This window comes from Micromonospora sp. NBC_01412 (assembly GCF_045040215.1).
In the GTDB taxonomy this organism is placed as follows: Bacteria; Actinomycetota; Actinomycetes; order Mycobacteriales; family Micromonosporaceae; genus Micromonospora; species Micromonospora rubida.
The window spans coordinates 1,125,426-1,150,624 of record NZ_CP109528.1; the positions used below are offsets into that span (position 1 = coordinate 1,125,426).

Sequence of the window (25,199 nt, forward strand, 5' to 3'; positions counted from 1 at the left end):
ATACCGGCCAGAACGGACGGAACAAGGGCCGCAACCGCAAGATCGCGGAGACACGGGGCGGGGCGGGGGCGGGGGCGGGGGTGGGGTGGGGTGGGGTCAGGCGACCACGGAGACCATGCGGCCCTTGATCACGATGACCTTGCGGGGGGGCTTACCGGCCAGCGCGGACTCGACCGCTGCCAGGGCTGCCGCCCGCACGTCGTCCTCGGGCGCGTCGGCGGCGACCTCGATCCGGCCGCGGACCTTGCCGTTGATCTGCACCGGGTACGTCACCGTCTCGGCGACCAGCAGCGCCGGGTCGGCGACCGGGAAGTCCGTGTACGCCAGCGAGGCGTCGTGGCCCAGCCGGCGCCACAGCTCCTCGGCGACGTGCGGGGCGAACGGGGCCAGCATCAGCACCAGCGGCTCGGCCGCCTCGCGGGAGGTGGCCGGCAGGCGGGTCAGCGAGTTGGTCAGCTCGATCAGCTTGGCGATCGCGGTGTTGAACCGGATCCCCTCCATGTCGCCGCGCACCCCGTCGATCACCTTGTGCAGCAGCCGCCGGGTGGCCTCGTCGGCCGGGTCGTCGGTGACCCGCAGCTCGCCGGTCTGCTCGTCGACGACGGCCCGCCAGACCCGCTGCAGGAACCGGTACGACCCGACGACCGCCCGGGTCTCCCACGGGCGGGACATCTCCAGCGGGCCCATCGACATCTCGTACACCCGGAAGGTGTCCGCGCCGTACGCGGCGCACATGTCGTCGGGGGTGACCACGTTCTTCAGCGACTTGCCCATCTTGCCGTACTCGCGGCGCACCTCCTCGTCGCCCAGGAACCAGGCGCCGTCGCGCTCGACGACCTCCTCGGCCTGCACGTAGGAGCCCCGGGGATCGACGTACGCGTACGCCTGGATCATGCCCTGGTTGAACAGCTTGCGGTACGGCTCGAACGACGAGACGTGGCCCAGGTCGTACAGCACCTTGTGCCAGAAGCGCGCGTACAGCAGGTGCAGCACGGCGTGCTCGGCGCCGCCGACATACAGGTCGGTGCCACCGCAGTCGCCCTCGGCGCGCGGGCCCATCCAGTACCGCTCGTTCTCGGCGCCGACGAACCGGCCGGCGCTGGTCGGGTCCAGGTAGCGCAGCTCGTACCAGCAGGAGCCGGCCCACTGCGGCATCACGTTGGTCTCGCGGGTGTACCGCTTCGGCCCGTCGCCCAGGTCCAGCTCCACCTCGACCCAGTCGCGCCGCCGGGACAGCGGGGTCTCCGGGTTGCTGGCGGCGTCGTCGGGGTCGAACGTCTTCGGGGAGAAGTCGTCCACCTCGGGCAGCTCGACCGGCAGCATCTCCTCCGGCAGCGCGATGGCCGCTCCGGTCTCGTCGTACACGATGGGGAACGGCTCGCCCCAGTAGCGCTGCCGGGAGAACAGCCAGTCGCGCAGCCGGTAGGTGACCGCGCCGGTGCCGTGCCCGTCGGCCTCCAGCCAGGCGATGATCGCCGCCTTGGCGTCGGCGACCTCCAGGCCGTTCAAGTCCAGGCCGCGCTCGGGCGCGGCGCTGTTGATCGCCGGGCCGTCCCCGGTGTACGCCTTGCCGTCGAAGCCGTCAGCCGGCTGCACGGTGCGCACGATCGGCAGGTCGAAGACCTCGGCGAACGCCCAGTCCCGCTCGTCCTGCGCGGGCACCGCCATGATCGCGCCGGTGCCGTAGCCGGCCAGCACGTAGTCGGCGATGAAGATCGGGATCTGCCCGCCGGTGACCGGGTTCGTGGCGTACGCGCCGACGAAGACGCCGGTCTTCTCCTTCGTCTCGGACTGCCGCTCCACGTCGGTCTTGGCCGCCGCCGCCTTCCGGTACGCCTCGACTGCCGCCCTGGGGCCGGCGTGCCCGCCGGTCCAGGCGTCCTTCGTGCCCTCCGGCCAGGCCGCCGGCACCAGCGCGTCGACCAGCTCGTGCTCGGGGGCCAGCACCATGTAGGTGGCCCCGAAGACGGTGTCGGGCCGGGTGGTGAAGACTCTGACACGGGCTTCGCCCGCGAAACCGGAATCAGTGGGCACGACCGGGAAATCGATGTGGGCGCCGGTGGATCGGCCGATCCAGTTGCGCTGCATCAGCTTGATCGGCTCGGGCCAGTCCAGCGTGTCCAGGTCCTCGATCAGCCGGTCGCCGTACGCGGTGATCCGCATCATCCACTGCTTCAGGTTCCGCTTGAACACCGGGAAGTTGCCCCGGTCCGAGCGGCCGTCGGCGGTGACCTCCTCGTTGGCCAGCACGGTGCCCAGCCCGGGGCACCAGTTCACCGGCGCCTCCGAGACGTACGCCAGCCGGCGGTCGTCGACGACCCTCCGCCGCTCGGCGACGGTCAGCTCCGCCCAGGGGCGGCCGTCCGGGGTGGGCCGGGTGCCGCCGGCGAACTCGGCGATCAGCTCGGCGACCGGGCGGGCCTTCCTCGCGTCCTGGTCATACCAGGAGTTGAAGACCTGCAGGAAGATCCACTGGGTCCAGCGGTAGAAGTCGGTGTCGAAGGTGGCCACCGAGCGGCGGTCGTCGTGGGCCAGACCCAGCCGGCGCAGCTGCTCCTTGTACCGGGCGATGTTCGCCTCGGTGGTGGTGCGCGGGTGGGTGCCGGTCTGCACCGCGTACTGCTCGGCGGGCAGCCCGAACGCGTCGAAGCCCATCGCGTGCAGCACGTTGCGCCCGGCCATCCGCTGGTAGCGGGCGAAGCAGTCGGTGCCGATGTACCCCAGCGGGTGCCCGACGTGCAGGCCCGCCCCCGACGGGTACGGGAACATGTCCAGCACGTACAGCTTCTCCGCGCCGGCCCGCGGGTGGTCGGGGTCGGCCAGTGGGCCGGTCGGGTTCGGGGCGTGGAAGGTGCCCTCCCGCTCCCAGGTGTCCTGCCAGCGCTGCTCGATCTCGTCGGCCAGGGCCGCGGTGTACCGGTACGGGGGGATGTCGCCCGCCGGTGCTGCCTCACTCATGGTGTCTCCTCGCTTCGCTCGTCGCCGCCGGCCACGCCCCGGCCGGGCTGGGTGCTGACCTCGCTCGGCGCGGTCATGCGTCAATGGGGAGTGCTCCGCCCGCCCGCCGCCACGCGGCGGCAGGGACCGGGCCGCCCGTCGCCGGAGAGGGCCCGACCGGCGGAGGGCACAAAAAAGCCCCTCGCGCAGGAGGGGCCGCCGTGCTGTCGCGCGTCAGCGCATCAGCACGGCCCGGTAAGAAGCAGGAAGACTCCGGCCATGTCGGGGAGTGTACCCCGCGGGCCGGGCGCGCACGTCGCCCGCCACCACGAGGCGGAGACAGGCCGGGCGTTGCACGTCGCCCGCCACCACGAGGCGGAGCGCCGGCACGGTCCGTTCACCGACGGTGAGGACTTCCCCCGTCCGGCGAATATTCGGGGTGTAACCGGCAGAGTTCCTGCGGGGGTCGGCGATCAAGACAAACATGGTTAGCCTGAGGGGCCTGTGAGATTTCTGCGGCAGACGAGATTTCTTCCCGCTGCGAACCCAACGGCGGGTCCAGGTGCTCTGTACAGAGCTGCCGTTCCGGCGACGAGGAGGAGGCCCGTGACACAACAGACCTGGGACGAGGTGGGCGGTCTGTTACCGCACGACGAGTTCCGCGCCGCCAGCGAGGCCATCGTGGCCAACATCGAGCATGTCATCGAGGGCAAGACCGCCACGGTGCGGCTCGCCCTCGCCGTCCTGCTCGCCGAGGGCCACCTCCTCATCGAGGACGTCCCAGGCGTCGGCAAGACCAAGCTGGCGAAGGCCCTGGCTCGTTCGATCGACTGCTCGGTGCGCCGCATCCAGTTCACGCCGGACCTGCTGCCCAGCGACGTCACCGGGGTGAGCGTCTACAACCAGGAGACCCACGACTTCGAGTTCCGGCCCGGGGCGGTCTTCGCCAACCTGGTCGTCGGCGACGAGATCAACCGCGCGTCGCCGAAGACCCAGTCCGCGCTGCTGGAGTGCATGGAGGAGCGCCAGGTCACCGTCGACGGGGTCACCTACCAGTTGCAGACCCCGTTCATGGTGATCGCCACCCAGAACCCGATCGAGATGGAGGGGACGTACCCGCTGCCCGAGGCGCAGCGGGACCGGTTCACCGCCCGGATCGCCATGGGATACCCGGACCCCGCGGCCGAGCTGGCCATGCTGGACGGGCACGGGGCGGCCGACCCGCTCCAGGAGCTGGGGGCCGTCTCCGACGCCGACACGGTCCGCCGGCTGATCGCCACGGTCCGCGAGGTGCACGTCGCCGACGCGGTGAAGCAGTACGCGGTCGACCTGGTCACCGCCACCCGGGAGGCTCCCGACCTGCGACTGGGCGCGTCCCCCCGGGCCACTCTCCAGCTCCTGCGCACCGCCCGGGCCGTCGCCGCCCTGGAGGGCCGCGACTACGTCCTGCCCGACGACCTCCAGGCGCTCGCGGTGCCGGTGCTCGCCCACCGGATCATCCCGACCGCCGACGCCCAGCTCGCCCGGCGCACCACCGACGCGATCGTGTCCGAGCTGGTGCACCGGCTCCCGCTGCCGCACGACCGCCAGCGCTCCCCGTACGACACCCGGCCCAGCGGCGAGGGCAACGGCCGAGCCCCGTACGAGCCCCGGAGGCGGTGACCGTGCGCGACGGGCTCCGGGGCCTGACCACCCGCGGCCGTTCCTTCCTGGCCGCGGCGCTGGCCGCGGGCGTCTCCGCCGCCGTCCTCGGCGAGAAGGACCTGCTGCGGGTGGCGGTGCTGCTGGCCGTCCTGCCGCTGATCGCCGCCGCGTACGTCGGGCGCAGCCGGTACAAGCTGGCCTGCAACCGGTCCCTGGAGCCACACCGGGTGCCGGTCGGGGCCAGCTCCCGGGTGGTGCTGCGGTTGCAGAACATGTCCCGGCTGCCCACCGGCACCCTGCTGCTGGAGGACCGCCTGCCGTACGCGCTGGGCAGCCGGCCCCGGGTGGTGCTGGAACGGCTCGGCGCGCACCAGGCCAGCTCGGTGGCGTACACCGTCCGTGCGGACGTGCGCGGCCGGTACGGGCTGGGCCCCCTGGTGGTCCGGTTGACCGACCCGTTCGGGCTGTGCGAGCTGAGCCGGGCCTTCCCCGGCACCGACCACCTCACGGTGATCCCGCAGGTCACGGCCCTGCCCTCGGTCCGGCTCCCCGGCGAGTACGCGGGCAGCGGCGACAGCCGGGCCCGCTCGGTGGCGGTGCACGGCGAGGACGACGCGGCGACCCGGGAGTACCGGGTGGGCGACGACCTGCGCCGGGTGCACTGGAAGTCGACCGCCCGCACCGGGGAGCTGATGGTCCGCCGCGAGGAGCAGCCCTGGGAGAGCCGGGCCACCGTCGTCCTGGACACCCGGGGGTACGGCCACCGCGGCGATGGGCCGACGGCGAGCTTCGAGTGGACCGTCTCCGCGGCGGCCAGCATCGCCGTGCACCTGCGCCAGGCCGGGTACAAGCTGCGCCTGGTCACCGGCGGCGGCGCGGACGTCGACGCGACCGAGGGCGCCGGGGACGGCGTGCTCCTCGACCACCTCGCCGAGGTTCGGCTCGACGGGCGCGGCGAGATCACCACGCTGGTGCAGCGGGTCCGGCAGCGCGCCGACGGCGGCCTGATCATCGCGCTGTTCGGCTCGCTGAGCACCGCCGAGGCCGAGCTGCTCGCCGGGCTGCGCGGCAACGGCGCCACCTGCGTCGGCTTCCTGCTGAACAGCTCCACCTGGCTGAACCTGCCGGCTCGGGCCCGGGCCGAGGCCGACCACGCGCACGGCGCCGCCGCGCTCGCCCTGGTGCGGAACGGGTGGCGGGTGATCGGGGTCGACCACGGGGCCCGGCTGCCGGCGCTCTGGCCGCAGGCCGGCCGGGGCTCGCAGGGGTTCGCCCTGCGGGCGGCGCTGGCAGAGACGGTCGCGGGCGGCGTGAAGTGACACCGTGGCCGGGGCGACGGACCGCCGCCCCGGCCAGTGGCGAACCGACGCTCCGGCCGGGGCGTGAGGTGACGCTCCCCGGGCGGGAGCACGCGAGGGGCCCGGCACGCCGGGCGTGACACACACCGGAAGGGTGGTCCCGTGACCGCGACCCGCAACCTCGGCTTCGTGGCCGCCGCCGCGACCCTGCTCTCGGCGGCCCCGCTGTCGGCCATCTTCGAACGCTGGACCTGGCTCATCCAGGCCGTCATCGCGGTCGCGGTGGTGGCCGGGGCGGCGGCGTTGACCCGGCTGGTCCGGGCGCCGCTGTGGGGGCAGGTGCTGGGCATGCTCGCCGGGCTGGTGCTCGCGCTGACCTGGATCTTCCCCAGTGGCGGGGAACTGGTGGCGCTCGTCCCCACCCCGGCCACCTTCGCCCACTTCGGCGAGTTGGTCGGGGCGTCCGTGCAGGACATGCGCTCGTACGGGGTCAAGGTGCCCGACGCCGATCCGCTGCTGTTCGTCAGCGCGCTCGGCATCGGCGGGGTGGCGGTGGTGGTGGACGTGCTCGCCGTCGGGCTGCGCCGCCCGGCCCTGGCCGGCCTGCCGATGCTCGCCATCTACTCGGTGCCGGTCGCGGTGTACGTCGACAGCGTCCCCGCCGTGCCGTTCGCGGTCGGCACCGCCGGCTACCTCTGGCTGCTGGTCGCCGACAACGTCGACCGGGTGCGCCGGTTCGGCCGCCGGTTCACCGGTGACGGCCGGGGCGTCGACGTGTGGGAGTCGTCCCCGCTGGCCGCCGCCGGCCGCCGGCTGGCCGTGGTGGGGGTCGCGCTGGCGGTGGTGCTGCCGCTGGCCGTGCCGGGGATGACCGGCGGGCTGCTCGACACCCTCGGCTCCGGGGCGGGCAACGGCACCGGCCGCGCCGGCCAGGGCGGCAACCCGAGCAAGGTCGACCTGTTCGCCAGGCTGAGCGGCGAGCTCAACCAGTCCGAGGTCGTCGAGATGGTGAAGGTGACCACCACCGAGCCGAGCCCGTTCTACCTGCGCTTCGGCGTCCTGGACAAGCTCCGGGCGGACGGCTTCCGGATGGGCGACCCGACCGGCCAGCCGGTTACCCGAGGGCTGCCCGACCCGACACGGGCCGGGGAGGGCGTCGAACAGCAGCAGCACCGGGCCACCGTCGAGGTGACGAAGAACTTCCCCATGCCCCTGCTGCCGGTCTACGGCGAGCCGGTACGGACCGAGGAGCTGGGCGGCAACTGGCTGTACGACTCGGCCCTCCAGGTGATCTACTCCAACCGGGACAACGCCCGCGACAAGCGCTACTCGTTCGACTACGTCCGGTCGACGTACAGCCCAGCGGCGCTGCGCCGTGCCCCCTCGCTGCCGGCCGACCACCCCGTCCGGGTCCAGCAGACCGAGACCCCGCCGGTGTCGCAGGTGGACACCCTCGTCTCCGACCTCGTCCAGGGCAAGCGCACCGACTACGACAAGGTGCGGGCGATCTATGACTACTTCTCCTCGGACAACGGCTTCACCTACAGCCTGACCACCAAGGGCGGCACCAGCGGGCAGGACATCGTCGACTTCCTCAGCAACAAGGCCGGCTTCTGCCAGCAGTACGCGGCGGCGATGGCGTGGCTGGTCCGGGCGGCCGGCATCCCGGCCCGGGTGGTGCTCGGCTTCACCAACGGCACCGGCCGCACCGGCGAGGGGTACGTGCTGACCAACCGGAACCTGCACGCCTGGACTGAGGTCTACTTCGACGGGATGGGCTGGGTGCCCTTCGACGCCACCCCGGCGTACGGGGTGCAGGGGTCGGCCCGCTCGGCGTGGGCCCCGGACACCGACGCCCCGGAGTCCGTCACCCCTGAGGCCGGCACGCCGAGCGACCCGGGCGAGAACGGCCCCTCTCCGGAGGCCGCCGGCCCGGACCCAGCCGACCGGGAAACCGACGCCGGGCTGGCCATCGGGGCCGGCGACCCCACCCGGCAGGCCCCGGTCTGGCCCTGGTGGACGGCGGGCGTGCTGCTCCTGCTCATCCTGCTCGCGGTGCCGGCACTGCGCCGGGCGGCGCTGCGTCGACGCCGGGGCACCCGGGTTGCGGCGGCCCCGAAGGCGACCATGGTGGACGCCGGCGCCGGCCGGGACGGCGTCGAGCGGACGATCGTGGTCGGGGTGGACCCGGCCCGGGCCCGGGCGGACGCGCACGCGGCCTGGGACGAGCTGCTCGACACCCTGGTCGACTACCGGGTCCGGGTGGACCGGACGGAGACGCCCCGGGCGACGGCCGAGCGCCTGGCCACCGACGCGCTGACGGAGGACGTCTCCGCCGCCGCGGCGGCGCGGCTGCTCGGGCGCGCCGAGGAGCGGGCCCGCTACGCCCGGGACCCGCTCGCCGGTGAGGAGCTGACCCCGGCCCTGCGCAGCGTCCGCGGTGTGCTCGCCGGCCGGGCCGATCGGCGGACCAGGCTGCTGGCCACCGTGCTGCCCCCGTCGGTGCTGCTGCGCTGGCGGACGGCGGTGAGCGACACGTCCTCGCGGATGGTGGCCACCACCGGCGCCGCCCGGTACCGGCTGTTGCGCTGGAACCCCCGCCGCCTGCTGGCCTCCCGCAGCGGCCGCTGACCCCGGCTGGCAGAACCACGAGGCACGCCGAGGGCCACAACGGGGTGCGGGGAAAGGCTTCACGAGGCGCAGACAGGCCGCATGGGGGCGGTACGCACGAGGCCGACGCGCCGATGACGCCCTTCTGCCCGGAAGGCAGGCCGCCTGGGGGCGGGGTGTGCGGGGCGTGGAGAGGCCCGGGTTGTGCCGGCCGCAGGCGTGGAACATCGGCCCCTCGTCGGAAAGGCCGAGGTCAGCGCGGTCCCGCCGGGTCGGCGGGACCGGGGATCAGCGGAGGGGCCGGGTCAGCGGTGCCCCTCCGGGCGCTGCCGCCACCGGTCCTCCATCCGGTCCAGGAACGACGACCGTCGGCCTGACCGCCCACGCGGACGGCGCCGACTGGTCGTCCCGCCGACCACGTGCAGGTCGGGGGACTGCGCCCGCCGGTGCGACTGCACCGCGTACGCCGCCGAACCCAACATGACGACGAACCCCGCCACCGCGAGCGGTGGAGTCTTGATCACCGCACCGTAGACCAGCAGGGCCAGCCCAACGATGATCGCGCCGGCAGCGACAAGCAGGCGACGCCGCGCATGGAAGCGCGGATCGCTGGCACGCACGGCCGAGGCGAATTTGGGGTCCTCGGCAAGCGACCGCTCGATCTGATCGAACAGCCGCTGCTCGTGCTCCGAGAGCGGCACGGCACTCCTCCCCGGTCACGTAGGTCGGCCCGGGCGGGCCGACAGACCGTGGCAGCCGACCGGCTGCTTACCGCCAAGTCTACGAGGGGGGTCGCGCGTCGGAAAGCGGGACGACCTATGGGCGGGGTGGATTTTCATTTCGCCCTCGGTCGCGACGACCGAGCAGACTCGCCGGACCTATGACGGACCGCCCGAAACGGGCAGCCGCGGCGTCCGCGGCGGCCTCCGCCTCCCGCCAGCCGCGCTCGGGGGCGCCGAGGGTGAGCTGCTGCGGGGTCTGCTCCGTCGGCGCGAGGCCCTCCAGGCGCACCCCGACGAGGCGGATCCGCTCGCCGGGGTCGAGAACGGTGTAGAGCGCCCATGCCGTGTCGAAGATCTCCCGGGCGGTATCGGTGGGGACACCGAGGGTGCGGGAGCGGTTGACCGTGCGGAAGTCGGCCATCCGCACCTTGATCGACACCGTCCGGCCGACCTGACCGGCCCGGCGCAGCCGGCCGCCCACCTTCTCGGCGAGGGCGAGCAGCGACCGGCGGATCTCCAGTGGGTCGCCGACGTCGACGTCGAAGGTCACCTCGGCGCCGATCGACTTCTCCACCTGCTCCGGGCTGACCCGGCGCGGGTCCCGCCCCCAGGCCAGCTCGTGCAGGTGGCTGGCGGCAGCCGCCCCGACCGCCTTGCGGAGCATGCCGAACGGCGCCTCGGCCAGGTCACCGACGGTGGCCAGCCCGAGCCTGCGCAGCGTCTCGGTGGACCGCTCCCCCACCCCCCAGAGCGCGGAGACCGGCAGCGGGTGCAGGAAGTCGAGCACCCGGTCGGCGGGCACCACCAGCAGCCCGTCGGGTTTGGCGCGGGTGGAGCCGAGCTTCGCCACGAACTTGCTCGGCGCAACCCCCACCGAGCAGGTCAGCCCCTGCTCCCGCTCGACCCGGGCGCGGATGCGCCGGGCTATCCCGGCCGGTGCGCCGAAGAGCCGGCGGGCACCGGCCACGTCGAGGAACGCCTCGTCGAGCGAGAGCGGCTCGACCAGCGGGGTGACGTCCCGGAAGATCTGCATGACCGCCTGGGAGGCCGCCGTGTACTGCGCGAAGTCGGGCGGCAGGTAGACCGCGTGCGGGCAGAGCGCCCGGGCCCGCGCGGTGGGCATGGCGCTACGGACGCCGTACCGTCGGGCCTCGTAGCTGGCGGAGCTGACCACGCCGCGCGGCCCGACCCCGCCGACCACGACGGGCCGGCCGCGCAGCTCGGGGCGGCGGCGCACCTCGACCGAGGCGAAGAAGGCGTCCATGTCGACGTGCAGGATCGGGCAGCCGGAGTCGTCGCCGTCGGGCCCGAAGCGCGGGTCGCCCCCGCGCGGCAACGACTGACTGCGGCCCATCCCCGCAGGCTAGCCCCCGGGTACGACGCCCCGGGGACCGCACGGCGGCTCAGCCGCGGACCACCAGCAGCGGGATGGTCATCTCGGCGGCCGTGTCCGCCCCGTGGTACGCCACCAGGCGCGACTCGATCGGCTTCTCCGACCGGGTGGCCACCACCGCGGACGTGCCCCGGCAGACCACCACCACGTCGCCGACCCGGCACAGGTGCTCCTCCGGCACCGGGCCGAACCAGCCGGTGGCCACCGCCTCGCCCCGGTGCAGCACCCGGGCCGCGTCGCCGAGCACCGCCGACCAGGCCGCCACCACGTCATCGGCCGCGCCTGGCTCGACGTGCAGATAGCGGACCCGGGGTTCGCCGGCCAGCACCCGCACCCCGGCCCGCAGCCCGGGGTCGGCGTCGAAGTCGACCCGGTCCGCCACCGGCACGTCGAGCTGACCATGATCGGCGGTGACCAGCAGCGCGGCGTCCCTCGGCAGGCCGTCGACCAGCCGGGCGAGCAGCCCGTCCACCACGGCGGCGGCGACCCGCCACGGCGCGGAGTCGACCCCGCTGAGATGGCCGTGCCGGTCCAGATCGGGGTGGTAGCCGGAGACCAGGGTCGGCCCGGTCCCGGCGGCCAGCGCGGTGAGCATCGCGGCGGCGAGTGCGTCAGCGTCGGCGGCGCCCCGGTAGTCGCCGCCCCGGTTGGCGGCCAGGGTGAGGCCGCTGCCGGCGTACTCGGGGCGGCTCACCACGGTCACCGCGACCCCGGCGGCGCGGGCCCGTTCGAGCTGGGTGGCGACGGGCTGCCAGCGCAGCGGCTCCGGATCGCCGGTCCACTCGATGTGGCTGAGCACCCGGTCGGTGCCGGGCACCCGGACCTTGAAGCCGAGCACCCCGTGCGCGCCGGGGGGCACGCCGGTGCCCAGGGTCACCAGGCTGGTCGGGGTGGTGGACGGGAAACCGGAGGTGAGCGGGCGGCCGACGGTCGCGGCCAGCCCGGCCAGGGTCGGGGCGTACGGGGCGGCGGTGGGGATCTGGTACCAGCCGAGCCCGTCGACCAGCAGCACTGCGACCCGCCGCACCCCGGCCAGCTTTGGGGCCAGCCCGAGCAGGTCCGCGGCCCCCGGCACGCCGAGCACCGCCAGCGCGCTGGGCAGCACGTCGGCCAGGCTTCCGCCGCCGTACCGGGGCGCGACCGGCTCCAGCGGCGCGACCGGGAACGCCGGCTCCGACGCCTGCTCCGAACAGGCCGGCGAGACCGGAAACGCCGGCCCGACCGCCGGCGCCGGGCGGGGCGGACCGCCGGGCGGGGGCGGCACGGGCCCGGTCACGCCGGTCGGCGGGCGAACAGGTGCAGCTGGGCGGCCAGGTCCCGGTACGGCGGCCGGGCGGCCAGAGCCCGCTCCAGCTCGACCAGGGCGGCCGGTTGACCGTCCGTGACGGCGGCGGGCAGCAGGTCGGCCAGGACGCGTACCCCGTGGATCTCCTCGACCGCGAGGCCCCCGTCGGTGAGCAGCGCCGCGGCGCGGTCGACGTCGTAGCGCCGGAGCAGGGTGTCCCGGGGGCCGGCGGCACCGGCCGGGTCGGCGGCCACGGTGGCGGCCAGGTCGAGGTGGCCGTTCATCGCCCGGCCCAGCACCGCGGCGGCCTGCCCGGCGACCAGGACGCTGGCGGCGCCGCCCGGACGCAGCGCGGCGACCAACGCGGCCACCACCGGCGCGGGGTCGTCGACCACCTCCAGCACCGAGTGGCAGAGCACCAAGTCGACGCTCGCCGGCTCGACCAGCCCGGCGAGCGCGTCGCCGTCGCCCTGCACGGCGCGTACCCGGTCGGCGACGCCGGCCTCGGCGGCCCGGCGGGTCAGCGCGGCGAGCGCGTCGGGGCTGGCGTCGACCACGGTGACCCGATGCCCGGCCTGGGCCAGCGGCACGGCGAACCCGCCGGTGCCGCCGCCGACGTCGAGGACGGTGAGCCTGGCCTCGGCGCGGCGGTCCAGCTCGGCCCGGAGCACGGACCAGATGACGGCGGTACGGGGGGTCAACGGCGGGCCGGTGAGCCGGCCACGGGTCTGCTCCACGCGGTCGAGCCTAGTCACCTGGTCCAGCCGCCCGGCGCATCCGGTGGCCGGGGAACGGCGACCGGTGTAGCCGGGCGGCTCCGGACCGGGGTGCGTCAGGACTCGCCGCCGCCGGCCGGGTCCTCCTCGGCGCGGGACCGGCGGGCGTTGGCCACCGGGCCGTCGGTCACCGAGTATTCGCGAATCTCTGTGGTGTGCGCCGCGACCCAACCGGCATCGAGCCGGGTGCGTCGGGCGTTCGCCACCGCACCGGTGTAAGTGTCGTTACCCGCCACTCGTCCTACCCCCTCATGGAACCCGGGCGACTCTGCCCGCGCGCGGTCACAAGTCTCCCCCGCGATCGCCCGCCACACTGTAACGTCGATCACCGGAAGTCGCGGGAGGCCGGGGCGACCGGCGGCTCGATCGGGTCGAGCCGGTCGGCGGTGAGGCTGGTCACCCCCTCGTGCCGCTGCAACCGGCCGCGCACCACCAGGGCGGCGCTGGTCCGCGCCACCCGCCGGTAGCGCTGCCACAACCCCGGCGAGCAGGTGACGTTGAGCATCCCGGTCTCGTCCTCCAGGTTGAGGAAGGTGACCCCGCCGGCGGTGGCCGGCCGCTGCCGGTGGGTGACGATCCCGCCGACCCGGATCCGCCGACCCGGCTCCACCCGGCCGAGCCGGGCGATCGGCACCGCGCCGAGGGCGTCGAGGCGGTCCCGGATGAACCGGGCCGGGTGGCTCTCCGGCGACAGGCCGGTCGCCCAGACGTCGGCGACGAGGCGGTCCACCGCCTCCATCCCCGGCAGGGTCGGTGCGGTCGTGCCGGTCACCGTGCCCGGCAGCCGGCCCGGCCGGTCCTGGGCCGCCGCCCCGGCGGCCCAGAGCGCCTGCCGCCGGGTCAGCCCGAAGCAGGCGAAGGCGTCCGCGGTGGCCAGCGCCTCAAGCTGCGCGGCGGTGAGACCCACCCGCCGGGCCAGGTCCGGCATGTCCCGGTACGGCCCGTGCGCCGCCCGCTCCGCCTCGATCCGCTCGGCCACCCCGTCGCCGAGGGTACGCACGCCGCCCAGCCCGAGCCGGACGGCCGGCCCGCCGAGCCCCCACTCGTGCTGGGGCTCCCCGGGGGCGCTGCCCCACCGGGTGGCCGGGGTGGATTCGAGCACCGCCTTCGCGCCACTGGCGTTGACGTCCGGCCGGCGAACCTCCACCCCGTGCCGGCGGGCGTCGTCGACCAGGGTCTGCGGCGAATAGAAGCCCATCGGCTGGGCGTTGAGCAGGGCGGCCAGGAATGGGCCCGGGTGGTAGCGCTTGAGCCAGGAGCTGGCGTACACCAGGTAGGCGAAGCTCATCGCGTGGCTCTCCGGGAAGCCGTAGCTGGCGAACGCGGTGAGCTTGCGGTAGACGTCGTCGGCCAGTTCCCCGGCGATGCCCCGCTCGGCCATCCCGGCGTAGAGCCGCTCGGCGATCTGCGCCATCCGCTCCACCGAGCGCTTGGCCCCCATCGCCCGGCGGAGCTGGTCGGCGCCGGCCGCGTCGAAGCCGGCCAGGTCGATGGCGAGCTGCATGAGCTGCTCCTGGAACAGCGGCACGCCGAGGGTCTTCTCCAGCGCGTTGCGCATCAGCGGATGGGCGAACGTCACCGGCTCCTGGCCGTTCTTGCGCCGGATGTACGGGTGCACCGAGCCGCCCTGGATCGGGCCGGGACGGATCAGCGCCACCTCCACCACCAGGTCGTAGAACTCGCGGGGCTTGAGCCGGGGCAGGGTGGCCATCTGGGCGCGGCTCTCCACCTGGAAGACCCCGACCGAGTCGGCCCGGCAGAGCATGTCGTAAACCTCGGGGTCGTCCAGCGTCATGTCGCCCAGGTCGAGGGTCTCGCCGATCATGTCGTAGCCGTAGTGCAGGGCGGAGAGCATGCCGAGGCCGAGCAGGTCGAACTTGACCAGGCCGACGGCCGCACAGTCGTCCTTGTCCCACTGGAGCACGCTGCGGCCGGGCATCCGGCCCCACTCCACCGGGCAGACCTCGATCACCGGCCGGTCGCAGATGACCATCCCGCCGGAGTGGATGCCCAGGTGCCGGGGGAACGTCTGCAACTCGTCGGCGTACGCGACGACCTGCTCCGGGATGCCCTCCACGTCCACCGACGCGACGGAGCCCCAACGGTCGATCTGCCTGCTCCAGGCGTCCTGCTGGCCGGGCGAGAAGCCGAACGCCTTCGCCACGTCCCGCACCGCCGACCGGGGCCGGTACGAGATGACGTTGGCGACCTGGGCGGTGTGCTCCCGGCCGTACCGGGCGTAGACGTGCTGGATCACCTCCTCCCGACGGTCGGACTCGATGTCGACGTCGATGTCGGGCGGGCCGTCGCGCTCCGGGGCGAGGAAGCGCTCGAAGAGCAGCCGGTGCCGGACGGCGTCCACGTTGGTGATCCGCAGCGCGTAGCAGACCGCCGAGTTCGCCGCAGACCCCCGGCCCTGGCAGTAGATGTCCTGCTGGCGGCAGAACGCGACGATGTCGTACACCACCAGGAAGTAGCCGGGGAAGCCCAGTTCCTCGATCATCCGCAGCTCGTGGTCGAGCTGCCGGTACGCCGCCGGGTGCGCCCCGGGTGGCCCGTACCGCTCCCGGGCGCCGTCCATGGTGAGCCGGCGCAGCCAGGTCATCTCGGTGTGCCCCGGCGGCACCGGGTACGCCGGCAGCCGCGGCGCCACGAGTTGGAGGTCGAACGCCAGCTCCGCGCCGAACTCGGCAGCCCGGGCCACCGCACCCGGGTACGCGGCGAACCGGGCCGCCATCTCCTCCCCGCTGCGCAGGTGTGCGGTGGACGCGGCGGGCAGCCAGCCGTCGATCTCGTCCAGGCTGCGCCGGGCCCGCACCGCGGCCAGGGTGGTGGCCAGCCGGCGCCGGCCCGGCGTGGCGTAGTGCACGTTGTTCGTGGCCACCGTGGGCAGCCCCGCCGCGGCGGCCAGCTCGGCGAGGGCGTCGTTGCGGTCGGCGTCGACCGGATGGCCGTGGTCGGTCAGCTCCACCGCCACCGTGTCCGCGCCGAACAGCGCGGTCAGCCGGTCCAGCTCCCGGGCCGCCGCGTCGACGCCCTCGGTGAGCAGCGCCGCCGGCACATGCCCTTTGCGGCAGCCGGTGAGCACCAGCACGTGGTCGCGCAGCTCGGCGGCGACCTCCTCCAACTCGCCGTAGTCCGGGCGGCCCTTCTCCCCGCCGCGTAGCTGGGCGCGGGCGATGGTGCGGGCCAGCCGGGCGTACCCCTCGGGGCCGTGGGCCAGGGCGAGCAGGTGGGTGCCGCGCGGGTCGGGTTCGCCGTTCTGCGGGCCGGGCAGGCCCAGCGACAGCTCCGCGCCGATCACCGTGGGCAGCCCCAGCGTACGGGCCGACTCGGCGAAGCGGACCACGCCGTAGAAGCCGTCGTGGTCGGTGACGGCGAGCGCGGTGAGCCCGAGCCGGGCCGCCTCCTCGGCCAGTTCCTCGGGGTGGCTGGCCCCGTCCAGGAAGCTGAAGTTGCTGTGCGCGTGCAACTCGGCGTAGGGCACCGCGCCGCCGGGGCGGGACAGCTCCGGCGGCCGGTACGGCTCCCGCCGGCGGCCCCAGGCCGGCGCGTCGCCCCCGTCGGCGTCGACGGCGAGCGGGTCCACCACGTGCAGGTGCCGCCCGCCCGCCGCACCGCCGCCGGATCCCCCGGAGAGCACCCGCTCCAGCTCCACCCAGGGCATCTGCGGATTGTGAAAACTCACCACGCCCCCGGCTCGGCGGAGATCTTGGAAGATTCCGGCCCCTGGAGGGGCCGGAATCTTCCAAGATCTGCAGGGAAGGCGGCCCGCCGGTCAGTCATAGATGGCCTCCACCAGCCACTGGCCGGCCTCGACCGCGAGGAGGAGGGCGGCGCCGTCGGCCAGGCAGACCTGAAACCGGGCCCGGCGACGGGCCTCGGCCGGCACCCACCAGCGCTCGTCCACCGGCCACGGGCCGGCCCAGCCGACGATGTCCACCGGACGGGCCGTCCCGACCACCAGCCGGGCGGGGGCTGCGCTCACCTGGAGCCGGGCGCTGACCCCGACCGGCTCGCCGACGGCGTCGTACACCGTCGCGGCCAGCGGCGCGGGGAGCACCACGGCCGGCGCGGGCGGCGGAAGGCGCCCCGGCCACGGGGGAACACCGGACCCGATGGCCCTGCCGGAGCCGACGGCCCTGCCGGACCCGACGACGGCCCTGCCGGACCCGACGGCGTCGGACCCGATGGCCCCACCGGAGCCGACGGCACCGCCGGACCCCGCCGGTTCCACCGGCGCCTGCAGGGCCTCCCGGCCCGGCCAGGTGGGCTCGCCCTGGCGGGCGGGCAGCCGCTCTTCGCCCCAGGGCACCAGCCGCACCTGGTCGGCCGGGGACCGCCCGCCGCCGAGCACCGCGGTGACCACCGCATCGGGGCCGAGGATGCCCTGCACCCGGCTCAGCGCCCGGTGCGCCCGCTCCCGCTCCTCGCCCACCTCCCCCCACAGCCCGGGTTGCAGGCCGGCCTGGGCTAGCACCCCGTCGGGCACCAGCCGCAACCGGATGATCCCGGCCGTCGGCCGGGCCGGGCGGGCGCCGGGCCGCCCGGTGCTGCCGGAGAGCCAACCGTCGAGCTGCCAGCGCACCCGGTCGGCGATGGCCGCAGCGGTGAGCAGGCCGTCGTGCCGCCAGACCCGGTGCAGTTCCTGGCCGTGCGCGGTGACCGCCTCGATGCCGAGCCGGGTGCAGGCCAGGCCGTGCGCGGCCAGCCGGTCGTGCAATCGCTCAGCCAGCGCACGGGCGGCGAAGGCCGCCGCGTCCACCCGGTCGATCGGCTCGTCGTGGTCGGCGGTGACCGCCAGGTCGGCCGGGGGCTGACGGACGGCCAACGGCCGGTGGTCCCGGCCCGCGGCAAGCCGGTGGGCCAGCGCACCGTCGAACCCGAACCGGGCCAGCACGTCCCCCGCCGGCAGCGCGGCGAAGTCCCCGAGGGTACGGATGCCGAGCCGGCGCAGCAGGTCGGCCAGGGCCGGCCGGCCGAGCGCCTCCACCGGCAGGCCCGCCAGGAATCCGGGCGTACCGCCGGCGGGCACCACCTGCCCGACGCGGGCGGCGAGGCCGGCGGCGAAGACCCCGTCGGCGATCCCCACCTGGCTCTCCACCGCGCAGGTCTGCGCGACGTGCTCGACGATCCGCTCGGCGGCTGGCTCCTCGCCGCCGAGGTAGCGGCTCGGACCGCGCGCAGCCAGCGCGCAGGCGCCCGGGCGGACCACCTCGACCCCGGCGGCGACCTCCTCGACCGCGGCGACCACCGGCTCGAACGCCCGGGCGTCCCGGCCCGGGTCGTGGTCGACGACGGTCAGCTGCGGGCAGCGCCCCTGCGCCTCCCGCTTGCGCAGCCCCCGACGGACGCCCTCGGCGCGGGCCCGCTCGGAGCAGGCGACCACCCGGTTGGCGTGCAGCACGGCGACCGCCCCGATGGCCGGCACCCCGTCGACGATCTCGGCGGCGAGCACCGGCCAGTCCGGGCACCAGAGCAGCAGCGTGCGCGTCGGCACCCCGGTCACCCGGGACCGACCACGGCAAGCCCGCCACGGTCGGGCGGGACGGCAGAGGCGGGCGGGACGGTCGGGAACGCCGGAGGCACCGGGCGGAGCCGGCCGGCGGTCGACCGGCCGGTGACGGAGGCGGCCGGGACAGCGGCCGACCGGGGGATGATCCGGGTGAGCCCGTCGCCGGGGAGCCAGACCTTGATCTCCTTGGGCCGGGCTGCCGCGCCCCGCCCCCGGGCGGAGACGGTGACCTCGCGCCGGCGCAGCCGGCCCCGGCCCTGTCCCAGCCCTTCCCAGACGCCCCGGACCACCTGCAACGTGACGTCCGCGCCGTCCCAGCGGCCGTACGGGACGAGCACGCTGCCCCGCTGCCGGGCCCGGGCGGCCAGCCGGTTGGCGACCGAGGCGGAGACGGTGGCCGGCACGGCGGCCACCACCACGTCCACCCCGTCGATCAGCGCGGCGACGACGGTGGGCCACTCCGGCCCCGGCTGCGGCACGAGGGCGAGCCGGTCCAGGACGATCCCGGCCTCGGCCGCCGCGCCCGCGCCGAAGGTCGGCACCCCCACCACGGCGCACCACGAGCCGGCTCGGGACGCCTCGGCGAGGAGCGCCAGCACCAGCGACGTGCCGCCGCTGCGCCGGGGCTGGCCGGTGGCGACCGCGATCGTGCTCCCCCGGCGCAGCCCTCGGCTGGGCAACAGGCCGGTCAGCTCGGGGGGCACCGGGAGCACCCGCTGCCCACCGGCCGGATCCGGCGCGCTGGCCGGGCGTACCAGGCCCGCGAGCGCGGCGGAACCGACCACCATCAGGCCCGCCATCGGACCTACCCCCCGTCGTGCTCGTCGTGCCGGAATCGTGCGTGCCGGATCGTGCTGAGGTCGTGGTGCGCCGGCCCGGCACCGGACCGCTACTCCTGGACCGCGTGCCCCCGGGACCGTGCCTGGCCTGGGTACGCCCGAGCGGGCCCGGTGGACGGGGGTGCCGCCGCGCTAACGGGCGTCGTCACACACCGGCGGGGGCCGCGCCGACGCGGGGTGGTCGGAGCCCTGCGCGGGCTGGGCGGGGGCGGACCAGCTCCCGCCGGGCGGCTCGCTCAGGCGGCCAGGCCGTCGAGCGCCGGCTGGTGGGCCAGCCCGAGGGTGCTCTCCACCACCGTCACGAACTCCTCGGCCGCCCGGAGCAGGTCGTCGGCCTGCCGGGCGGTGACCACCCGGGGGATGCCGGCCTCGGCTGCGGCGCGCTTGCTGGCGCCGGCGGCGAAGAACGCTGCCCACTCGTCGAGCTCGGGGGCGACGGTGGAGAGCAGGACCCAGACGCTGGTGATCCGGTTGCGCCGGACCGGGGCGGGACGGGCACGGGCGGCGAGCAGGGCCGCGGCGGCGCGCAGCGCGGCCAGGTGGGCCGCCGCGTAGCGCAGCCCGTCGGGGCCGGTCCGGGCGGCCTCGGTCAGCCCGTGGCGGGCCACCGCGAGAAGCTGGGCCGGGGTGCGGTGCGGCAGCACGTGTGCCGGCACCGTCGGTGGCTGGGCCGGGTTGGTCGGCATGGGCTGTCTCCTCCACGTGGCCGGGCGGGGCGCGGACGACCGGGGCCGTCGGCGCGCAGGCCGTCGAGTGGTGCGGAGGAAGACGCACCAGTGGGAGCCGGCCGGGTGTGGACGCTTCCCCACACCACACCCGGCCGGCGTACCGGCAGGTTCGTCGCCCGCCGCCCGGGGGTCGTGGGCGGCGGACGACGCTCCCGCCTGTCGGGCCCGGACTCGCGACTGCCCGGGACCCAAGGTGCGGCCCGCGGAGCCGCACCGCCCGGGGCCGGCGCCGCGAAACACCGCCCGGGCTGTTGGAACGAGTGTTCGAGGCAATCGAACACCCGTTCTAACTGCTGCTGACAGTACACCCCGCGCCCGACGAAAATGCAACGTGTGGCGGACGGCGCGGCGGGGCGACGCCGGCCGGCCGGCCCCGCACGCCGGACCGGCTCCCCGCACCCGACGAGACCCGACCGCCGGGCGCCCGCGCGGTGCCCGGACGGGTAACGAGCGCCTGCCCCTGAACCCCCTGACGACCACGGCTAGCCTCTGCTCGTGACGACCCCCCGCCCCGCCCTCGGCGTCGCCATGGTGCTCGGCTCGGGAGCCCTGTTCGCCGTCAACGGCACGGTCTCCAAGCTGGTGCTCCGGGCCGGCCTGAACGCCCAGCAGCTCACCCTGCTGCGCGCGCTCGGCGCCGTCGCGGGCCTGCTCCTGCTGAGCCTGGTGCTGCGCCCGGGCGCGCGCCGGCTCCGGGTCACCCCCCGACAGATCCCGCTGCTGGTCGCGTACGGCCTGACCGGCTTCTTCCTGGTGCCGATGCTCTACTTCGTCGCCATCTCCCGGCTGCCGGTCGGCCTCGGCCTGCTGTTCGAGTACTCCGCCCCGCTGCTGGTCGCCCTCTGGGCCCGGTTCGGCCAGCGGCACCGGGTCCGCCCCCGCCTCTGGGCCGGCCTGGCCCTGAGCCTGGCCGGGCTGGGCTGCGTGGCCGAGGTGTGGGGCGAGTTGAAGCTGGACGGGCTAGGCATGCTCGCCGGCCTCGGCGCGGCGGTCTTCCTGGCCGTCTACTACGTGCTCGGCGCACGCGGCGTGCAGGGGCGGGACGCCCTGTCGCTGTGCACCTGGGCGTTCGGCGCGTCCGCCGTGGCCGGGCTGCTCACCCGGGCGGTCACCGCCGGCACCGGCAGCTGGGAGCCGCTGACCGGCAGCGCGGCGGACGTCCCGGTCGCCCTGCTCTGCGGGTACGTGGTGGTGCTCGGCTCGATCGTGCCGTACCTACTGGTGGCGGGCGCGATGCGGCACCTGCCGGCGACCAGCGTCGGGATCGTCGGCATGGTGGAGCCGGTGCTCGCCGCGGCGGTCGCCTGGGTGGTCATCGGCGACGGCGAGACGCTCAACGCCGCCCAACTCGGCGGCGGGGCGCTGGTGCTGCTCGGGGTGGCGCTGGCCGAGACGGCCCGGGTGGCCACGCCCCGGCAGACCGCGCCCGACGCCGTCACGCTCGGCACGGCCCCGCCCACCCGGCCGCTCAAGGGGGCCGACCATGTCGAGGGTGGCGTGGAAGCGGGGGCTGCTGGGCCCGTGGGCACACGTTCGAGTTGAAGACACTTCCTGGACGTGGCCTGAGCGGAAGGGGCGGGCCGGACGAGGCCCGGGCCGCCCCTGGGAGCTGGGCGGGAGCGGGACGGGAAGAATGGGCGGCATGCAGTCACACCCGAACGTACGGGCGGTACAGGAGGCCCTCGACGCCGCGGGCGCGCTCGACGGTGCCGGCCGGCCCAGCGCGGTCCGCCTGCTGCCCGAGGCGGTGCACACCGCCGCCGCGGCGGCCGAGGCGCTCGGCGTGGGCGTCGGCGCCATCGCCAACTCGCTGGTCTTCGCCGCCGACGACGCGCCGCTGCTGGTGCTCACCTCCGGCGCGCACCGGGTGGACACGGCCGGCCTGGCCGCGTCCCTCGGGGTCACCCACCTGCGCCGGGCCACCCCCGAGTTCGTCCGGCAGCACACCGGCCAGGTGATCGGCGGGGTCGCCCCGTTCGGCCACCCCGCGCCGCTGCGCACCCTGGTCGACACCGCCCTGGAGCGGTACGACGAAGTCTGGGCGGCCGGCGGGGTGCCCCGGGCGGTCTTCCCCACCACGTACGCGGAGTTGCTCCGGATCACCGCCGGCATCCCGGCCGAGGTGGCGTGAGCGGCGTACCCGAGCTGGTCACCCTGCACGTCTGGCGGATCGGGCGGGCCGCCCTGCCCGGGGCGCTGGCCCGGATGACGACGCACCCGACGCGGCTGCGCCGCACCCCCGGGGTGCGGTTCGGCAAGCTGCTCGGCACCGGGACCGGCACCGGCTTCGGCCCCGGCGACGCCGACCTGACCCGCTGGGCGGCCCTCGCCGTCTGGGACTCCCCGGCCGACGCCGCCGGCTTCGACGCTTCGCCGGTGGGCCGCTCCTGGGCCCGGATCGCCCACTCCCAGGTACGGGTCGACCTACGCCCGCTGACCAGCCGGGGCGAGTGGTCCGGGCGGCGGCCGTTCGGCGAGCCGTCCGGCGGTCGGGTCGCCGGCCCGGTGCTGGCGCTGACCCGGGCCCGGCTGCGGGCCCGCCGGGCGGCCACCTTCTGGCGGGCGGTGCCGCCGGTGGCCGCCGCCCTGCACGCCGCGCCCGGCCTGCTGGCCCGGTTCGGCGTCGGCGAGGCCCCGCTGGGCTGGCAGGGCACGGTCAGCGTGTGGCGCGACACGGCGGACCTCGTCGCGTTCGCGTACCGTCACCCCGAGCACCGCGCCGCGATCACGCGCACCCCCACCGCGGGGTGGTACGCGGAGGAACTCTTCGCGCGGTTCGAGGTGCGCGACGTGGTCGGCGACCGGTCGGTGCTGGGTTGGGTCGCCGACGGCGATCCGGAGACGGCGAAGGATGGACGGGCATGAGGTTGGTGCGCTGGACGCCGGACGACCTGGTCCGGCGGCTGGACGACGTGGTGGCCGTCTACGGCGAGGCGATGAACTACCGGACGGACCTGTTGGAGGCCCGACGCGGCTACATCGCCACCCACGTGCGTCGGCCCGGTTTCCGCGCCGTCGCCAGCCTCACCTCCGAGGGCCACCTGGCCGGCTTCGGGTACGGGTACCTCGGCGCGGCGGGCCAGTGGTGGCACGACCAGGTGCACCGGGCGCTGGACGGCGACGCCCGGCGGCGCTGGCTCGCCGACTGCTTCGAGGTGGTCGAGCTGCACGTCCGGCCGCCCGCGCAGGGGCACGGCCTGGGCGCCCGTCAGCTCACCGCCCTGCTCACCATGGCGCCGGGCAGCACCACCCTGCTGTCCACCCCGGAGGCCGACGAGCAGCGCTCCCGCGCCTGGCGGCTGTACCGCCGGTTCGGCTTCGTCGACGTGCTGCGCCACTTCCACTTCCCCGGCGACGAGCGCCCGTTCGGCATCCTCGGCCGGGATCTCCCGCTCACCCCGCAGGCCCCCGCGGACGGGGCGGCCTCCGCCCCGGGCCCGGGCGTGCCGTGACCCGACCCCGACTACCTCGACCCCGACTTCGCCAGGCCGGGCCGGACCGCCCGCTACCCCGAGCCGGGCTACTCCGGGCCGGGCTGGACCGCCGGCTGCCCTGGGCCGGGCTGGGCGTGCTGGTCCTGGCCCAGATCTGCTACCCGCTCACCGCCGGCGCCACCCGGGCCGGGCTGACCGTGGCCACCGTCGTGCTCGGATACCTGATCTCGGTCAGTCACGCGCTACTCACCCGGGGGCCCCGCGCGGCGGCGGCGCTGGTCGCCGTGGCCACCGGCGGCGGCTTCGCGATCGAGGCCCTGGGGGTGGCCACCGGCTTCCCGTTCGGCAGCTACGACTACTCCGGCGAGCTGGGCCCGAAGCTGGCCGGAGTGCCGCTGATCATCCCGCTCGCCTGGACGTGGATGGCCTGGCCGGCCTGGCTGACCGCGGCCCGGCTCACCCCGCCCGGGGTGCGCCGGGTGGCCCTCGCAGCCGTCGGACTGGCCGCCTGGGATCTCTTCCTCGACCCGCAGATGGTCGCCGAGGGCTACTGGAGGTGGCAGGACGCCACCCCGGCGCTGCCCGGCCTGCCCGGCGTGCCGGTCAGCAACTACCTCGGCTGGCTGCTGTTCGCGGTGCTGCTGATGGCGGCGCTGCGCCCGCTGGCCGGGCCGGTGATCGACCACGCGGACTCCCGGGACGCCCCGATGTTCGCGCTCTACCTGTGGACGTACCTGTCCAGCGTCCTGGCCCACGCGGTCTTCCTCGGCCTGCCCGCCTCGGCGGTGTGGGGCGCCGCCGGGATGGCGGTGGCCGCCGTGCCACTGGCCCTGGCGCTGGGCCGGGAACGCCGGGAGCACCGCCCGCGCCGGCCGGTCGACGCCACCGCATGACCGGCGTCCTGCTGCTGGTCGCGGGCGTCGCCGCGCTCACCGCGCACAGCTGGATCAACGCCACCCGGTGGCTGCGCCGCCCCGCCGACGGGCCGGTGCGGGTCGCCGAGACCGTCGCGGTGCTGCTGCCGCTGCGCGACGAGGCCGCCCGGGTCACCCCGTGCCTGCGGGCGCTGCTCGCCCAGCGGGGCGTGCCCGACCTGCGGATCGTGGTGCTCGACGACGGCTCCGCCGACGGCACCGCCGACGTGGTCCGCGCGGTGGCCGGCGCCGACCCCCGGGTCACCCTGCTCACCGGGGTCGCCCCGCCGCCGGGCTGGCTGGGCAAGCCACACGCCTGTCACCAGCTCGCCACCCGGGCCGACCCGGCCGCCACCGTGCTGGCGTTCGTCGACGCCGACGTGGTGCTCACCCCGTACGCGGTGGCGGCGGTGGTGGCCGAGCTGCGCGCCGCGCGGGTGACGCTGCTGTCGCCGTACCCCCGGATCGTGGTGGCGACGGCGGCCGACCGGCTGGTGCAGCCGCTGTTGCAGTGGCTGTGGCTGACCTTCCTGCCGCTGCGGGCGATGGAGCGCTCGCCGCGGCCGTCGCTGGCCGCGGCCGGCGGGCAGTTCCTGGTGGCGGACCGGGCCGGGTACGACGCGGCCGGCGGGCACGCCGCCGTGCGCGCGCGGGTCCTGGAGGACATCGAGCTGGCCCGGGCGGTCAAGCGGTCCGGCGGCCGGATCGCCCTCGCCGACGGCTCCCGGCTGGCCGCCTGCCGAATGTACGACGACTGGCCGCAGCTACGCGACGGCTACACCAAGTCGCTGTGGGCCACGTTCGGCCACCCGGGTGCCGCGGCGGTCGTGCTGGCCCTGCTGCTCCTGCTGTACGCCGCTCCCCCGCTGATCGCGCTGGTCGCCCTGCCGGCCGGCGCGCCGGCGGTCGCGGCGCTGGCGTCCCTCGGCTACCTGCTCGGGGCCGCCGGGCGGGCGGTCAGCGCCCGGGCGACCGGCGGCCGGTGGTGGCCCGACGCGCTCGGCCACCCCGTGTCGGTCGTGGTCCTCGGTTGGCTGACCCTGCGGTCGTACCATCTGCGGAAGCGGCGCCGCCTGTCCTGGCGAGGCCGCCCGGTCAGCTAGG

Annotated in this window: 18 protein-coding genes and 1 pseudogene; 9 read left to right on the top strand and 10 right to left on the bottom strand. The window is 75.7% G+C overall.

Annotated elements, in window-relative coordinates; genetic code table 11:
- Positions 1-96: 96 nt before the first annotated feature.
- Positions 97-2,958 carry a leucine--tRNA ligase gene (gene leuS, locus OG617_RS04800; RefSeq protein ID WP_405099021.1) on the bottom strand — a complete coding sequence of 954 codons (2,862 nt, stop codon included), beginning with the start codon at positions 2,956-2,958 and terminating at the stop codon, positions 97-99.
- Between the two features lie 585 nt (positions 2,959-3,543).
- On the opposite strand from leuS, the gene OG617_RS04805 reads away from it, so the two are divergent.
- From OG617_RS04805 to OG617_RS04815, 3 genes are all read left to right on the top strand, one after another.
- Positions 3,544-4,599 (top strand): AAA family ATPase, encoded by a 1,056-nt coding sequence (locus OG617_RS04805; protein WP_405099023.1) that lies wholly within the window; start codon positions 3,544-3,546, stop codon positions 4,597-4,599.
- A 2-nt stretch (positions 4,600-4,601) separates the two neighbouring features.
- The gene (locus tag OG617_RS04810) at positions 4,602-5,900 is read left to right on the top strand and encodes a DUF58 domain-containing protein (RefSeq protein ID WP_405099025.1); all 1,299 of its coding nucleotides are present in this window, start codon (positions 4,602-4,604) and stop codon (positions 5,898-5,900) included.
- Positions 5,901-6,041: 141 nt separating this feature from the next.
- Complete coding sequence (locus OG617_RS04815; protein ID WP_405099027.1) at positions 6,042-8,510, top strand: transglutaminaseTgpA domain-containing protein; 2,469 nt, start codon at positions 6,042-6,044, stop codon at positions 8,508-8,510.
- A 284-nt stretch (positions 8,511-8,794) separates the two neighbouring features.
- On the opposite strand, the gene OG617_RS04820 is transcribed toward OG617_RS04815, so the two are convergent.
- The 9 genes and pseudogenes from OG617_RS04820 to OG617_RS04860 all read right to left on the bottom strand — a co-directional run bounded on the left by OG617_RS04820 (position 8,795) and on the right by OG617_RS04860 (position 19,705).
- Positions 8,795-9,190 carry a DUF3040 domain-containing protein gene (locus OG617_RS04820; protein ID WP_396682886.1) on the bottom strand — a complete coding sequence of 132 codons (396 nt, stop codon included), beginning with the start codon at positions 9,188-9,190 and terminating at the stop codon, positions 8,795-8,797.
- Between the two features lie 115 nt (positions 9,191-9,305).
- A complete protein-coding gene (locus tag OG617_RS04825; protein ID WP_405099029.1) occupies positions 9,306-10,565 on the bottom strand; it encodes a DNA polymerase IV in 1,260 nt (419 codons plus the stop codon).
- 49 nt (positions 10,566-10,614) lie between these two features.
- Entirely contained in the window at positions 10,615-11,880 is a 1,266-nt protein-coding gene (locus tag OG617_RS04830) for an alkaline phosphatase family protein (protein WP_405099031.1), read from the bottom strand.
- On the bottom strand, positions 11,877-12,644 hold the full coding sequence (locus OG617_RS04835) for a methyltransferase domain-containing protein (protein ID WP_405099033.1): 768 nt from the start codon (positions 12,642-12,644) through the stop codon (positions 11,877-11,879). The genes OG617_RS04830 and OG617_RS04835 overlap by 4 nt, the downstream gene beginning before the upstream one ends.
- A 77-nt stretch (positions 12,645-12,721) precedes the next feature.
- On the bottom strand, positions 12,722-12,871 hold the full coding sequence (locus tag OG617_RS04840) for a hypothetical protein (protein WP_405099035.1): 150 nt from the start codon (positions 12,869-12,871) through the stop codon (positions 12,722-12,724).
- 119 nt (positions 12,872-12,990) lie between these two features.
- Complete coding sequence (locus OG617_RS04845; RefSeq protein ID WP_405104109.1) at positions 12,991-16,353, bottom strand: error-prone DNA polymerase; 3,363 nt, start codon at positions 16,351-16,353, stop codon at positions 12,991-12,993.
- Between the two features lie 90 nt (positions 16,354-16,443).
- Positions 16,444-18,165: pseudogene (locus OG617_RS04850) on the bottom strand (DNA polymerase Y family protein).
- A 5-nt stretch (positions 18,166-18,170) separates the two neighbouring features.
- Positions 18,171-18,980 carry a hypothetical protein gene (locus tag OG617_RS04855; RefSeq protein ID WP_405099037.1) on the bottom strand — a complete coding sequence of 270 codons (810 nt, stop codon included), beginning with the start codon at positions 18,978-18,980 and terminating at the stop codon, positions 18,171-18,173.
- Positions 18,981-19,255: 275 nt separating this feature from the next.
- Positions 19,256-19,705: an SAV_6107 family HEPN domain-containing protein gene (locus OG617_RS04860; RefSeq protein ID WP_396682874.1), complete on the bottom strand. Its 450-nt coding sequence runs from the start codon at positions 19,703-19,705 to the stop codon at positions 19,256-19,258.
- A gap of 537 nt (positions 19,706-20,242) precedes the next feature.
- Here OG617_RS04860 and OG617_RS04865 point away from each other — a divergent pair.
- The 6 genes from OG617_RS04865 (at position 20,243) to OG617_RS04890 (ending at position 25,198) form a co-directional block, all read left to right on the top strand.
- Positions 20,243-21,289 (top strand): EamA family transporter, encoded by a 1,047-nt coding sequence (locus OG617_RS04865; RefSeq protein WP_405099040.1) that lies wholly within the window; start codon positions 20,243-20,245, stop codon positions 21,287-21,289.
- Positions 21,290-21,389: 100 nt separating this feature from the next.
- Positions 21,390-21,878: a YbaK/EbsC family protein gene (locus OG617_RS04870; RefSeq protein ID WP_405099042.1), complete on the top strand. Its 489-nt coding sequence runs from the start codon at positions 21,390-21,392 to the stop codon at positions 21,876-21,878.
- Complete coding sequence (locus OG617_RS04875) at positions 21,875-22,612, top strand: monooxygenase (RefSeq protein WP_405099043.1); 738 nt, start codon at positions 21,875-21,877, stop codon at positions 22,610-22,612. Before OG617_RS04870 ends, OG617_RS04875 begins: the two co-directional genes overlap by 4 nt.
- Positions 22,609-23,199, top strand: a complete 591-nt coding sequence (locus tag OG617_RS04880) for a GNAT family N-acetyltransferase (protein WP_405099045.1) — start codon at positions 22,609-22,611, stop codon at positions 23,197-23,199. The genes OG617_RS04875 and OG617_RS04880 overlap by 4 nt, the downstream gene beginning before the upstream one ends.
- A gap of 83 nt (positions 23,200-23,282) precedes the next feature.
- A complete protein-coding gene (locus OG617_RS04885) occupies positions 23,283-24,074 on the top strand; it encodes a carotenoid biosynthesis protein (protein ID WP_405104110.1) in 792 nt (263 codons plus the stop codon).
- Complete coding sequence (locus OG617_RS04890) at positions 24,071-25,198, top strand: glycosyltransferase (RefSeq protein ID WP_405099047.1); 1,128 nt, start codon at positions 24,071-24,073, stop codon at positions 25,196-25,198. Before OG617_RS04885 ends, OG617_RS04890 begins: the two co-directional genes overlap by 4 nt.
- Position 25,199 lies beyond the last annotated feature (1 nt).

What these genes read in the sequence shown, in the direction of transcription:
- OG617_RS04855 (WP_405099037.1), bottom strand. Translation starts at nt 18,980, where the DNA reads ATGGCGGGCCTGATGGTGGTCGGTTCCGCCGCGCTCGCGGGCCTGGTA.
- leuS (WP_405099021.1), bottom strand. Translation starts at nt 2,958, where the DNA reads ATGAGTGAGGCAGCACCGGCGGGCGACATCCCCCCGTACCGGTACACC.
- OG617_RS04880 (WP_405099045.1), top strand. Translation starts at nt 22,609, where the DNA reads ATGAGGTTGGTGCGCTGGACGCCGGACGACCTGGTCCGGCGGCTGGAC.
- OG617_RS04890 (WP_405099047.1), top strand. Translation starts at nt 24,071, where the DNA reads ATGACCGGCGTCCTGCTGCTGGTCGCGGGCGTCGCCGCGCTCACCGCG.
- OG617_RS04825 (WP_405099029.1), bottom strand. Translation starts at nt 10,565, where the DNA reads ATGGGCCGCAGTCAGTCGTTGCCGCGCGGGGGCGACCCGCGCTTCGGG.
- OG617_RS04860 (WP_396682874.1), bottom strand. Translation starts at nt 19,705, where the DNA reads ATGCCGACCAACCCGGCCCAGCCACCGACGGTGCCGGCACACGTGCTG.
- OG617_RS04870 (WP_405099042.1), top strand. Translation starts at nt 21,390, where the DNA reads ATGCAGTCACACCCGAACGTACGGGCGGTACAGGAGGCCCTCGACGCC.